Here is a 14,173-nt window from a genome sequence, read left to right on the forward strand (position 1 = left end):
ACTAATAATTGTATTGCTTATTTTTTGTTATATAATGTACTTTAAATTTAAAACCGTGGATAATTATTAAATAAGACTTGAATTTTTATCTTCATTACTAAGTGAATATAAATAATATGAATGCAAAAGGGAGCGGCTCAAAACTGAAGCAATTTCCATTACTAAACTAAGTCTTATGTTTCTATTAGTGAACAATTCACTATCATCACTTGAATCTACTATACCTATTAATGAAACATTACCTACTTTAGGAAGTGTTTTTCCTACACCTTTACCAGGATGAATTGGATAATTTCTAGCTTGGATTTCACCGATATTCGATGTGTCTCCTAAACATGCGTCAACACCTATTATAGTGCAGTTTGGGTGCAGTGCATTTATTTTAGATAATTTACTATCGATGTTCAAGGCGTGGATTGGGTTATCTATAGTGCCATATACAGGTAGTGGGAAGGAACTATCTTTTAAAAATGTACCCACGAGTGGGCCTAGACAATCACCTATACATCTATCAGTGCCTATACAAACAACTAGAGTGTTTTGGTCAATATAGTCTTTTAGAAAGTTTGAAATTGTATAGTATGCTAGAGGGTCTTTATAATGGGTTTTAGCTTTACTCAAGAAATATACCTCCTTGTATTGCGCTGTGAATAAATTACTTTCCTAACAATAATTTATATGAATAAATTCTGTGTATTATTATGATAAAAGAATAAAAAAACGATAAATTGGAAAATAATCTATATATACTAATTATTTGAGGTGGTATTAACATGAAGAAAAAAAATTTATTGTTTATTATTATATTTTCTACTGTTGTAAGCGTATTTAATATGGGGTATTACAGCAGTGTTGTAATTAAGGTAAAGGCTTACGAAGAAGATAATCCAAGAAAACAGGTAGTAACTGGATATAAAAAGGCTTACACTCCCCCAAAAAAAATAACTAATGACAATCAAGGTAAGGTGGTGAAAAAAGTTGTTGAAGAAAATTCTAATACGAAAGAAGATTTAACTAAAAAAGAATATTTGGCTAAAAAAAAATTAAGTGAGAAGAAAAAAAGTATTGATAGTTTGAATGTAAATTCATCAACTAGAGACAGGGAAAAAAATAATTGGAACAAGGATATCCCAAGTGACATAAATTCGCTTGAAACAGGGGATAGTATAGAAAATTTTAATTACAACACTAAACAGCAGATACAATCAGTATTTAAAGTATCGACAGGGAAAATAGAAGAAAATCTAACTGCTTCTGATAAAATAAAATTACTATATATAAGCTTCAAGCTAGGCAAAAAGAATTATAAAAAAGTGGAAGAATATTTATATGCGGTTGATGCTGAGGAAGGTGTTCTTAAAGCCCTGAAGTTATTAAAAGAAGATTTATCAAAAAAAGAATATGGAAAAGTGAGAAAAATAGCTGCGAAGTTTATAGATATGGATGCTGCAGAGAGACTAAAATAATTGTATTCTAGTAAACAATATAAAAAAACAATTACTTTTTTAATGAATAATAATAAGTTACATTGATGCTTAAAATAGAGTAAATATGCGAATGCTATAGTAATGTAGAGAAGAAGTCGTTAATTCGAAGAAAATGGGCTTGAAATTAATTGTTTAAAGTTATATAATAATTCTTGTCGACAGGATAAAGACACAAAAGTATAATATGCTGGCATGGCTCAACGGTAGAGCAGCTGACTTGTAATCAGCAGGTTGTAGGTTCAATTCCTATTGCCAGCTCCAAAAGTGGAGGAGTTCCCGAGTGGCCAAAGGGGGCAGACTGTAAATCTGTTACGTAATGTTTCGATGGTTCGAATCCGTCCTCCTCCACCATTTTTATTATCACTATCATTATCGCAAATTATGGGAGCATAGCTCAGCTGGGAGAGCATCTGCCTTACAAGCAGAGGGTCACAGGTTCGAACCCTGTTGTTCCCACCATAATAATTTTCAAAGAATAGAATGAATGCTAGCATGGCTCAACGGTAGAGCAGCTGACTTGTAATCAGCAGGTTGTAGGTTCGATTCCTATTGCTAGCTCCATATATGGAGGAGTTCCCGAGTGGCCAAAGGGGGCAGACTGTAAATCTGTTACGTAATGTTTCGATGGTTCGAATCCATCTTCCTCCACCAAAAGACATCTGTAGATGTCTTTTTTATTTATTTTATTTTAAAGCCAAGTAGGATTTGTTGACACTGAAAAACTTATATGGTATTATTATTAAAACTTAATATTGATAACTCTTATCAAGAGAGGTGGAGGGAAAAAGGCCCTATGAAACCCGGCAACCGGTACAATGTACCATGGTGCCAATTCCTGCAGGTTTATTCTGCGAGATAAGAAAGATGGTTAAAACACCTCTTCTTATATTTAGAAGGGGTTTTATTTTTTTAAAAAATAAATTTTTTCAGCATTAGAAAGGAGAAATATAATGAAAAGACTATTTACATCAGAATCGGTTACAGAAGGACATCCAGATAAAATTTGCGACCAAATTTCAGACGCTATACTTGATGCTATTTTAGAGCAAGATCCACATGCTAGAGTTGCTTGTGAAACAGCAGTTACTACAGGAATGGTTTTAGTTATGGGAGAGATAACAACTACTTGTTATGTAGATGTTCCTAAGGTTGTTAGAAGTACCATTGAAGGTATAGGATATACTAGAGCAAAATATGGATTTGATGCTAGTACCTGTGCGGTTCTAACCTCTATTGGAGAACAATCAGCAGATATAGCTATGGGAGTTAACGAAGGATTAGAGTCTAAGGAAGGCACACAGGATAAGATAGATTCAATAGGCGCTGGAGATCAAGGTATGATGTTTGGATTTGCCACTAATGAGACACCGGAGTACATGCCACTTCCAATTGCGATGGCTCATAGACTGGCAAGAAGATTAAGTGAAGTAAGAAAGAATGGCAAGCTGAACTATTTAAGACCAGACGGTAAGACTCAAGTTACTGTAGAGTATGAAGATAATAAGCCAGTAAGAATAGATACTATTGTTATTTCAACTCAACATGGAGAAGAGGCGACTCACGATCAAATTGAAAGTGATTTAATAGAACATGTAATAAAACCTATAGTTCCAAGTGAGTTATTAGATGAAAACACTAAATATTATATAAATCCTACAGGCAGATTTGTAATTGGAGGACCTCAAGGAGACTCTGGTTTAACGGGAAGAAAAATAATAGTAGATACTTATGGAGGATATGCAAGGCATGGTGGTGGAGCGTTTTCTGGAAAAGATCCAACAAAAGTTGATAGATCCGCTGCGTATGCTGCAAGATGGGTTGCTAAAAACCTAGTAGCAGCAGGAGTTTCAGATAAATTAGAAATTCAGTTAGCTTATGCTATAGGTGTAGCAAAACCTGTATCTATAGAAGTTGAAACTTTTGGAACAGGAAAAATTGCAGAAGATAAAATTGTTGAAATAATTGGAAAAGTATTTGATTTAAGGCCAGCTGTTATTATAAGAGAATTAGACCTTAGAAGACCTATTTACAAACAGACAGCAGCTTATGGACATTTTGGAAGAATTGATTTAGACCTTTCTTGGGAAAGACTAAACAAGGTTGAACAAATAAAAAAATACTTATAAAATAAAATAAAAAAAATATCTATAATAAAAAGAGAGATAACAAGTAGTAATTGTTATCTCTCTTTTTATTATAGAATTTAAAAGGTTAGTGCTAAACGATTGAAATAATTCTATAAATATTAAATTTTAATCCATTATCTTGATTAGTAATTGGCATTATGATAAAACTTAAGATAGGGGTATACTAAAGGTAAAAAGCCTAAAGTACATATGATATAATAACAACAATAATGCAAATAATAATATTATTAGCATTGCTACTATATAAATTTATAAATAGGGGAGATTTTATGCCAGAAATACAAGGAACCATAGGAGATATAGTATTTCACAATGAAGAAAATGGGTATATTATTGCTCATTTAAATGCTATTAAAGAGCAAATAACTGTTGTAGGAATTGTACCCTACATAAGTGAAGGGCAAAATTTAAAATTAACAGGAGAATGGGTTAATCATCCTCAATTTGGAAAGCAATTTAGAATAATTTCCTGTGAGGAAATAATACCTAGTTCTATTGCAGGTATAGAAAAATATTTAGCTTCAGGAGTTATTCAAGGAATTGGACCAGTGACTGCTAAAAAAATTGTACAACACTTTGGAGAAAATACCATGAATATACTAGATAATGAAATCCAAAGACTAAGGGAAATTGATGGTGTGGGAGAGAAAAAGATTAAATTAATTTTGGAATCTTATTCTAAGCAAAGAGAAGTTAAAAATATAATGATATTTCTTCAAACCTACGGGGTAACACCTAACCAATGTGTGAAGATTTATAAAAAATATGGTGGAGACTCTATAAAGGTAGTACAAGATAATCCATATGTGTTAACAGAAACTATTGCTGGCGTGGGATTTAAAATTGCTGATAAGATAGCTCGAAGCTTAGGTATTGACAAAGAGTCACCTTTTAGAATACAAAGTGGAATTAATTATGTTGTTAATGAATTTTGTGCTATGGGGAATACTTATATGCCACTAGAAAAGTTACATAAGGAAGCTAAAAATATTCTTGGGGTTTCTGAGGAAGAAATTGAGAAGAGTATTTTTGACAATGTTGTGCAGGGAAAATTGAAAGTGGAAAATATTGATGAAGAAAAATGTGTATTCACTATGCCTTTTTACTATTGCGAATTAAGTATTACTAAAAAAGTCATAAATTTATCTATAGCAAAATATGAAAAATTAGATTTAGACATTGAAGAGGAAATCGAAAAATTTGAAAACGAAAAAAGTATAAAATTTGCAATGTCTCAAAAGGCTGCTATATGTGGTGCTGCGGAGAATAGTATGGAGGTTATAACTGGAGGACCTGGTACAGGCAAAACTACTATAATCAATTGTATTATAGATGTGTTTGAAAAAGCTGGAATGAAAGTGTTTATGGCAGCGCCTACTGGAAGGGCCGCTAAAAGAATGACAGAAGCTACTGGCAGGGAAGCTAAAACAATACATAGGTTACTCGAGCTTGGAATGGGAGGCGATGATGGGTCGCAGTTTTTTAGAGGCGAGGAAGCCCCTTTAGATTGCGATGTGTTAATTATTGATGAAGCTTCTATGATAGATATAATGCTTATGAATAGTTTATTAAAAGCTATCAGCGTAGGGACTAGGCTTATAATTGTGGGCGATGTGGATCAATTGCCGTCTGTGGGACCAGGGAATGTATTAAGAGATATTATTGACAGTAACTGCGTTAAAGTAGTTAAGCTTAAGGAGATTTTTAGGCAAGCTAGGGAAAGCATGATTATTGTAAATGCTCATAAAATTAACAATGGTGAAATGCCCATCTTAAATAAAAAGGATAAGGACTTTTACTTTATTGAAAATGATGAGCCAGACAAAATTTTAGACAGCATAATTACTTTAATTAATACTAGACTTCCAAAATTCAACAAAGAGTGGGACAAAATGAAGCATATTCAGATACTTTCACCTATGAGAAAAGGAATACTAGGCATAGAAAATTTAAATGAAAAACTTCAGGCAATATTAAATCCTAAGTCTAAATATAAAAAAGAAAAGGAATATAGGAATACTATATTTAGGGTAGGGGACAAGGTCATGCAAGTTAAAAATAATTATTCTATGAAATGGAATAAATTGAGTGCAAATCATGAAAAAGATGGCGTTGGAATTTTTAATGGGGATGTAGGGTATGTTTGCGATATCGATGAAGATAATGAAAATGTCATTGTAGTTTTTGATGATGATAAGCGGGTAGAATATGAGGGAGTATTTTTAGATGAACTAACTTTAGCTTATGCTATTACTATACATAAAAGCCAAGGTAGTGAGTTTGAAGTGGTAATTATGCCTATGTTTATGGGACCGCCACTTTTAATGAATAGAAATTTGCTTTATACAGGAATAACTAGGGCAAAGCATATGGTTGTCTTAGTGGGAAAAACAAAAGCTATTAATTTTATGAAGGATAATAATAGAAGTTTCGAAAGATACTCTGCGCTAGGCTGGAGGATAAGACAAATAGTAGATGCAGATCTAAGCCATGATGAAAATCAGCACAATTAAATTAAGACAAATATTTAACTGTAAAGGAGATTTTACATGTATTTCTACGCAAATTTAAACCTTAGCAAGGAAAAAGATGAAATTAGCAAAGAAATTTTAAGATGTTCATTAAATGGCAAAAAAAGAATTGATGTTGTGTCTATGTTTTACAATTCCTCTGATATATTGCTGGAAACTATAATTACATACGCTAATGAAAAGAAAAATATATTGTATATAACTAACGAAGATGTACGCAAAATTGATATTGTTTACTATATGAATAACTTTAGCAATTTAGGCAAATATGTATATGTCCATGGAGAAAATTATAGCAGTGTCAATGAATATTTACATATATGCAATCATGAAAGTACATTAAGACTCCAAGAAAAATTTGATTTAGTTATTTATAATGAGATTAGAAGTTTCCCTAAATATAGCAAACAACAAATAAAAAAAATATTATTTAAACTGTGCAGAGCAGGAGGCACAGCTATAGCTTATTCCGTAGAGAATGTTTTAAGTGAAGATGCTACTATTATGTTTCCGTTAACAAATAATAAAATTCCGATTATAGAGCCTAGAATCATAACTACCAGAATAAATCTTAATATTGAGATACCTTTGGTAGTTTATGAATATTTAAATTGGTCAATTATATCTAATAGAAAGGTGATAATCTTTACACCAGATGGAGAAAAAGCTGTGGCTGTATTCGAGTATCTAAGTAATTTCAAAGAAAAGTTGAGTGAAAATTTATTTTTATATATTAGTAAAAAAAGTGATGCTGATATTCCTATAACGTTTATGAATAAAGATAAGGGGATAATAGTAACTAATGACTTTGAAGAAAGTTACTTAGAATTCCATGCGGTGGATGTTATAGTCTATTTTGCTGATAATATTAAATTTAATCATAAGCAGCTGTTATATCTATCAAGTAAGGTTGGAAGATATGAAAATATACAAAGGGGAGAGGCAATATTTTTAGCTAATGTTGAAACTGCGCAAATGGATAAGGCTAAAAATATAGCTAGAAAATTTAATGAGAAAGCGTGGGAAAAAGGATTATTAAATATATAAAAAATCTAATTTATTGTTTAATCCAGCTAATATATTCAGGCGATGAACATTGTGTAATCTGCAATGAATATACGGTTGAAAGTGAAGCATTATGTACGCAATGCAGGAAAAAAATGAGGCGATGCACCGAAAGTTTTTATCTATGCCATAATGAAGAGAAATATCTTGTTTGGTCAGTGTTTTATTATTCAAATATAGTAAAAGAGTTAATTATCAGGCTTAAATATAAAAGCGATTTTGTATGTGGAGAAATTTTAGCGGGGTACATGCTAGAACTTGTAAAAAACAATAAATTAAAATTTGACTTAATAGCTTATGTACCTATGACTAAGAAAGCACAAAAAAATAGAGGATATAACCAAAGTGAATTTTTGGCAAATTACTTAGCGAGGTTTTTAAATATTCCCGTAATTTGCAATTTAATTAAAATCGTGGATACTAAGGATCAAATAGGTTTAAGTGGTGAAGAACGTTGGAATAATATGGACAAATGTTTTCAGATTAAACAAAATAAATTTATACAAAATAAAAAAATTTTAATAGTTGACGATGTTATAACTACAGGCGCTACAGCCTTTTATTGTGCAAGCAGGCTAAAAAAAAGTGGAGTAAATAATGTTTGCATATTGACTATAGCCAAAAGTAAGGTATAATATTTATTGTAGTAAGTTAGGTTTGTGGTTGAAAGTCGATGCCAGTCGCAGGCGAAACGATCCACGTAAGTTAAACAAAGTTTAGCGAGCATGGTGCGGCTTAGAGGTTAGTCCTGCCGTCTTAACGGGCGAGAGTGTAAGTAGTGAGAGGATAATTCCGGGTAGCAAAAGCTCCAGCAGGCGAGTGTGGGGTCAAAGACCAGGTCAACTAACTTAATATATAAAAACTCCTAATATTATATTGGGAGTTTTTATTTTATATTATATAAAAAATATGCAATATATATATAATTATTTGAGTATGTTTTCTAAAACTCATGTAATTTAACTATACAATAAGGGTTGCCTGAAAACAATGGACAATGTACATAAATAAACAGGGGAATAATAAGCAATATTGTGATAGTACGCTTTAAATTGAATTAATATTATGTGAATTCTGATTTTAATGGTTGCTATTTAGTATTAAAAGTAATAGTATAGAAATACAACTATATAACATGCTTAGTAATCTAGCATTGTATAGATATTAGAAAGGGGCTGGACAGTATGAAAGTTAGAATAATAGGAAAAAACATAGAGATAACAGAGGCCTTGAAAAATATTATGGAAAAGAAAATATCTAGATTTGATAAGTATTTTAATCCAGATGTTGAAGCTCAGATAACTTTAGGTGTTCATAAGACCAGACATACTATAGAAGTTACAATTCCTTTTAACGAAGTTGTTTTAAGAGCAGAAGAGGAAAATGATGATATGTATACTTCATTAGATCTTGTTGTTGATAAATTAGAAGGACAAATTAGAAAACATAAAACAAAATTAGAAAAAAGAAATCGTGGAACTTCTCTTAAATTTAAGGGTATACCACTATATACTAATAATAATGAAGAAGATATGGAACCCAAAATAGTAAAGACAAAGAAATTTGCATTTAAACCTATGTCAGCAGAGGAAGCAGTTCTTCAAATGGAGCTCGTTGGTCATAGCTTTTTCGTATATATGAGTGATGAAACATCAGAAGTGCACGTAGTATATAAAAGAAAAGATGGGAATTATGGGTTGATAGAGCCAGAGTTTTAAGAAATATTGAATTAAAAGGACTAAAGTAAGTTTATCTTTACTTTAGTCCTTTTTTAATTTTAAAAAATATGATAGCTTTTCAATATCATTTATTAAACCTGCATTCTACATAATATGACAATGGAAGATTATTAACAATAATTTTACAATTAACAAAGCATATAAGTTGAATACGAGCAAATTAAGTGGTATAATTTAGATTGTATATTTAGGAATTATTAATAGGAATTATTAAAATGAATAGTGAGGATGAAAATTATGAATTTTTTCAATAAATTATTTGGTACTTATAGTGATAGAGAAATAAAAAGAATAATTTCAACGGTAGATAAGATAGAGGAATTAGATACAAAAATGACTAGCTTAACTGATGAAGAGCTTAAAGCAAAAACGGAAGAATTTAAGACTAGGCTTAATAAGGGAGAGACTTTGGATGATATATTACCTGAAGCCTTTGCGGCAGTTAGAGAAGCTTCATGGAGAGTTCTTAGCAAGAAGCATTTTAGAGTACAACTAATTGGTGGTATAATACTACATCAAGGAAGAATAACTGAAATGAAAACTGGCGAAGGAAAGACATTAGTGGCTACACTTCCATCATATTTGAATGCGCTAACAGAGAAGGGTGTTCATATAGTTACAGTTAATGACTATCTTGCAAAAAGAGATAGAGACGAGATGGGTCAAATACACGAATTTTTAGGCCTTTCTGTGGGCGTAATTATTCATGATTTAGACCAAACTCAAAGACAAGAGGCTTATAATTCAGATATAACCTACGGAACAAATAATGAATTTGGGTTCGATTATTTAAGAGATAATATGGTTGTTTATAAAGAAGAAAGAGTTCAAAGGAAATTAAACTTTGTAGTGGTGGATGAGGTCGACTCCATATTAATAGATGAAGCTAGAACCCCACTTATAATATCTGGAGAAGGAGAAAAATCTACAGACTTTTATAAAGTAGCAGATTTTTTTGTTAAGAGCCTTGTGAAAGAAGAAGACTATACTATAGATGAAAAAGCTAGTGCTGTTATAATGTCTGATGCTGGTATAGACAAAGCAGAAAAATATTTCCATCTAGAAAATTATGCTGATGCAGAAAATATGACTGTGCAGCACCATGTGGTTCAAGCTTTAAAAGCAAATTATATCATGAGAAAAGATAAAGATTACATGGATAAAGATGGAGAAGTTATAATTGTAGATGAGTTTACTGGAAGACTTATGGAAGGTAGAAGATATAGTGATGGACTTCACCAAGCTATTGAAGCAAAAGAGGGCGTAAAAATTGAAAAAGAGTCAAAAACCCTTGCTACAATTACTTTCCAAAACTATTTTAGAATGTACAATAAGTTATCAGGCATGACTGGTACTGCACTTACAGAAGAAAATGAATTTAGAGAAATATATGGACTTGACGTATTAGTAATACCTACTAATAAGCCGCTCACAAGACTTGATAATGCAGACTTAGTTTATAAAACTGTTAAGGGGAAATATAAGGCTATAGTGGATGAAATAGTTGAGACATATAAAAGCAAGCAACCTGTTCTTGTAGGTACTGTTAGTATAGAAAAATCAGAATTATTATCTGAAATGCTTAAAAGACGCGGAGTTCCTCATCAAGTACTTAATGCTAAATATCATGAAAAAGAAGCTGATATAATATCCCATGCAGGAGCACTTGGCATGGTTACTATAGCAACTAATATGGCAGGTCGTGGTACGGATATTAAGCTTGAAGATGGCGTTGTTGAAGCAGGAGGACTCAAGATAATTGGAACGGAAAGACATGAATCTAGGCGTATTGATAATCAACTTAGAGGACGTTCTGGTCGTCAAGGAGATATAGGAAGCTCAAGATTCTACATATCACTGGAAGATGACTTAATGAGAATATTCGGTTCTGAAAGGCTTCAAGGAGTAGTAGAAAAATTAGGCTTAACTGATGAGGATGCTATCGAAAGTAAAATGGTAAGTGGAGCTATAGAAAGCGCTCAAAAGAAAGTTGAAGGAAATAACTTTGATATAAGAAAAAATGTTGTTCAATATGATGATGTAATGAATCAACAGAGAGAAATAATATATAGACAAAGAACAGAAGTTCTTCAAGGAGAAAACATAAAAGATCAAGTTGAAGAAATGATAAAAGATGTTGTTTTAACTGCAGTTGCATCTCATATTACTGGTATAGAGGAAAGTTTCGACGAAGAATTAGTAAAATTAATTAATTTCCTTGAACAAATATATCTTCCAAAGGGAATTGTTTCAGTAGAAGAATTGGGTAAAACATCTAATGATGAAATTAAGGCTACTCTTTTAGATATAGCTGAGAAAATGTATGCTCAGAAAGAAGAACATTTCGGTGAAGAACAAATGAGAGAAGTTGAAAGAGTTATTCTTCTAAGGGTTGTAGACAGTAAATGGATGGACCATATTGATGATATGGAGCATTTGAAGCAAGGTATTGGACTACGAGCTTATAAACAGCAGGATCCATCACAAGCCTACCAAATGGAAGGTAGTGATATGTTTGCTGAAATGATTGACAATATAAAGACGGAAACAGTTAAATATCTATTCCATGTGCAAATAGAAAAAGCGCCTGAAAGAGAAATGGTTGCAAAGATTACATCAACCAATCATGATGATTCTGCTAAAAAAGAGCCAACTAAAAAAGAAGTTAAACCAGGAAGAAATGATGATTGTTCTTGTGGTTCAGGGAAGAAATATAAAAACTGCTGTGGCAGGGGATAATAATCATTAACTTCACCAGAGAAATTCATAAGGATTAGCAATTCTGGACAAAAACAAGGAATAGTAATAGTTGGAAATTGATAGATGACAGTTGACAGTTAATAAAATTTTTCCCAGTGGAAAAACGAAAACTAAACTGTTTACTGTCAATTTTTAATTTAAACTAAAAAAGGGGTGCAATAATTGATAGTACAAATAGAAGAAATAGTAAGTGAATTAAATGTAGTAAAAGTTAACGTAGAAGAAATCAGGGTGTCTCTTTGACATAACAACATTGGAAAAAGAGTTAAGAGAGTTTGAATTTAAAATGCAAGAAACTAGTTTTTGGGATAATATTGACCTTGCGCAAGAAATTGCTCAGAAAGCTAAGGCAATTAAAGATAGGATTGATCGATTTGACCTATTGATTAGCAAAATAGAGGATTTAGATGTGCTTATTGAGCTTAGCGCGGAGGAAGAAGATGATTCCTCTATAGGAGAAATAAAAATTGAATTAAGAGATTTAGCCCGTGATATTGACAGGTTTAGGATTGAAATTTTACTATCTGGAAAATATGATATAAATAATGCTATTTTAACCCTTCACAACGGTGCAGGTGGGAATGATGCTCAAGACTGGACAGAAATGCTGTATAGGATGTATTCAAGATGGTGTGAAAAAAAGGGATATAAAATCGAAGTTTTAGATTATCAGCCCTCTGATGAAGCAGGTATTAAAGCAGTTACATTAAAAATAACTGGTGAGTTTGCCTATGGATATCTAAAAGCTGAAAAGGGAGTGCATAGACTTGTAAGAATTTCACCCTTTAATGCAAATGGCAAAAGGCAAACTTCCTTCGCTTCTTGCGAAGTACTTCCAGAGCTAACTGAAAGTCAAGATATCGATATAAGACCTGACGACCTCAGAATAGACACTTTTAGGTCAGGTGGTGCTGGAGGTCAACATGTAAATAAAACTGAGTCAGCCATAAGGATTACTCATATACCTACGGGTATAGTGGTTCAGTGTCAAAATGAAAGAAGTCAGCATAGTAATAAACAAACTGCAATGAAGATGCTTATGGCAAAACTTTTAGATTTAAAGGAAAGAGCTAAAAAGGATAGAATTGAAGACTTAACTGGGGATCTAAAAGATAATGGTTGGGGAAGTCAAATTAGATCTTATGTATTTCATCCATATAATTTGGTTAAGGATCATAGAACCAATACTGAGATGGGAAATGTAGATGCGGTTATGGATGGGGATATTGATATTTTCATTGTGGAGTACCTTAGAATGAACAAATAAAAATACAGCTTTAAATAAAAGTTTCAGCAGAATTCTGCTGGAACTTTTATTTTGATCGTATATAAATATATGATTATTAAAACTAATAAGGTGATTTTACATTTGTTTTGTTAAAATTTGCACACCTATACTAACAATGGCAACTGTGAACCAAACTATAAGACCGAGAAAGATAGGTTTAACACCATTTTTCATCATCTTTTTAAAGTCTGAAGAGAGCCCAATAGCTGAAAGAGCCATTACTATCATAAATTTGCCTAGTGTATTTATGTATGATATGCTGTTTCCTTTAAATAGACCCAAAGTATTTAATAGTGAAGCTACTAAAAACCATAATATAAACCAAGGGAATATTTTTTTAAAACTAAAGTTAGCAGTTGTATCCACCTTTGATTCTTTCTTCTTTTTTATAGCAACTATAATACTAAATACAATTGAAATGGGTATAATTAAAGTAGCTCTTGTAAGTTTAACTATAGTTGCATAGCTGCCGGCTGCATTACTATAAGCGTAACCCGCAGCCACTACAGAAGAAGTGTCATTAATAGCAGTACCGGCCCAAAGTCCAAAGGCTTTATCAGAAAAATGAAGTAAATGGCCAAGAGGTGGGAAAATAAGAACTGCAATAATATTAAATAAGAATATAGTAGAAATTGAGTAGGCTATTTCCATTTCATCAGCTTCTATTATAGGAGCTATTGCAGCAATGGCGGATCCGCAACATATGGCAGTGCCTACGCCGATTAAGGATTTAAGCTTTGAAGGAATGCCTAGTAATTTTCCAAAGCCATAAGCTGATATAAAGGCTGCTGATAAGGTGAAAAATGTAACAGATAATGAATCCATGCCTGTTTGTAACACCGTAGTTAAACTTAATCCAGCGCCAAGCACAATTATTGACCATTGAAGTATTTTTTTAGAAGTGAAGCCTATCCCTTTTAAAGTATTTTTTGGCTTTCCAAATATATTATTTATAATGATTCCTATAATAATACCAAATACAGGGCCACCAACTATGGGTAAAAGATTACCTAGCCAAGTGGAAATAAGTGCTAGAACAAATGCAAATAGTATACCTTGAATATTTTGTTTAAACCAATTCATAATAACGTCTCCTTATTTTTTATCCTTGTCACTTACTAACATTGAATTTTTGGTATTATGCTATTTTTAAAAT

General features: G+C 32.0%; 10 protein-coding genes, 5 tRNA genes and 1 riboswitch. Of the genes, 13 read left to right on the forward strand and 2 right to left on the reverse strand.

Annotation, left to right across the window (positions count from 1 at the left end):
* Positions 1–66: 66 nt before the first annotated feature.
* Positions 67–621 (reverse strand): spore protease YyaC, encoded by a 555-nt coding sequence (gene yyaC / locus ACREV6_RS24965; RefSeq protein ID WP_431580750.1) that lies wholly within the window; start codon positions 619–621, stop codon positions 67–69.
* 152 nt (positions 622–773) lie between these two features.
* On the opposite strand from yyaC, the gene ACREV6_RS24970 reads away from it, so the two are divergent.
* The 13 genes from ACREV6_RS24970 (at position 774) to prfB (ending at position 12,996) form a co-directional block, all read left to right on the forward strand.
* On the forward strand, positions 774–1,466 hold the full coding sequence (locus ACREV6_RS24970) for a hypothetical protein (RefSeq protein ID WP_431580751.1): 693 nt from the start codon (positions 774–776) through the stop codon (positions 1,464–1,466).
* Between the two features lie 207 nt (positions 1,467–1,673).
* Positions 1,674–1,748: transfer RNA gene (locus ACREV6_RS24975), tRNA-Thr, on the forward strand.
* A gap of 5 nt (positions 1,749–1,753) precedes the next feature.
* Positions 1,754–1,838 (forward strand) — tRNA-Tyr (locus ACREV6_RS24980).
* Positions 1,839–1,870: 32 nt separating this feature from the next.
* Positions 1,871–1,946: transfer RNA gene (locus ACREV6_RS24985), tRNA-Val, on the forward strand.
* Between the two features lie 27 nt (positions 1,947–1,973).
* Positions 1,974–2,048: transfer RNA gene (locus ACREV6_RS24990), tRNA-Thr, on the forward strand.
* A gap of 5 nt (positions 2,049–2,053) precedes the next feature.
* Positions 2,054–2,138, forward strand: a tRNA-Tyr gene (locus tag ACREV6_RS24995).
* A gap of 108 nt (positions 2,139–2,246) precedes the next feature.
* Positions 2,247–2,349: riboswitch (SAM riboswitch) on the forward strand.
* An 88-nt stretch (positions 2,350–2,437) separates the two neighbouring features.
* The gene (gene metK / locus ACREV6_RS25000; RefSeq protein ID WP_431580752.1) at positions 2,438–3,613 is read left to right on the forward strand and encodes a methionine adenosyltransferase; all 1,176 of its coding nucleotides are present in this window, start codon (positions 2,438–2,440) and stop codon (positions 3,611–3,613) included.
* A gap of 290 nt (positions 3,614–3,903) precedes the next feature.
* Complete coding sequence (recD2, locus tag ACREV6_RS25005) at positions 3,904–6,147, forward strand: SF1B family DNA helicase RecD2 (RefSeq protein WP_431580753.1); 2,244 nt, start codon at positions 3,904–3,906, stop codon at positions 6,145–6,147.
* Between the two features lie 36 nt (positions 6,148–6,183).
* Positions 6,184–7,212, forward strand: coding sequence for a hypothetical protein (locus ACREV6_RS25010; protein ID WP_431580754.1), 1,029 nt, complete (start codon positions 6,184–6,186; stop codon positions 7,210–7,212).
* A 113-nt stretch (positions 7,213–7,325) separates the two neighbouring features.
* Positions 7,326–7,865: a ComF family protein gene (locus ACREV6_RS25015; RefSeq protein WP_431580755.1), complete on the forward strand. Its 540-nt coding sequence runs from the start codon at positions 7,326–7,328 to the stop codon at positions 7,863–7,865.
* A gap of 549 nt (positions 7,866–8,414) precedes the next feature.
* On the forward strand, positions 8,415–8,948 hold the full coding sequence (gene hpf, locus ACREV6_RS25020; protein WP_431580756.1) for a ribosome hibernation-promoting factor, HPF/YfiA family: 534 nt from the start codon (positions 8,415–8,417) through the stop codon (positions 8,946–8,948).
* Between the two features lie 258 nt (positions 8,949–9,206).
* Entirely contained in the window at positions 9,207–11,708 is a 2,502-nt protein-coding gene (gene secA / locus ACREV6_RS25025) for a preprotein translocase subunit SecA (protein ID WP_431580757.1), read from the forward strand.
* 183 nt (positions 11,709–11,891) lie between these two features.
* Positions 11,892–12,996, forward strand: a protein-coding gene (gene prfB / locus ACREV6_RS25030) for a peptide chain release factor 2 (RefSeq protein ID WP_431580758.1) whose coding sequence is annotated in 2 segments (ribosomal slippage) — positions 11,892–11,969 and positions 11,971–12,996 — 1,104 coding nt in all. Because the reading frame shifts where the segments join, the coding sequence is not laid out codon by codon here.
* Between the two features lie 96 nt (positions 12,997–13,092).
* Here prfB and ACREV6_RS25035 read toward each other — a convergent pair.
* Entirely contained in the window at positions 13,093–14,100 is a 1,008-nt protein-coding gene (locus ACREV6_RS25035) for a YeiH family protein (RefSeq protein ID WP_431580759.1), read from the reverse strand.
* Positions 14,101–14,173 lie beyond the last annotated feature (73 nt).

This window comes from Clostridium sp. (assembly GCF_050717515.1).
Taxonomy (GTDB): Bacteria; Bacillota; Clostridia; order Clostridiales; family Clostridiaceae; genus Clostridium_AD.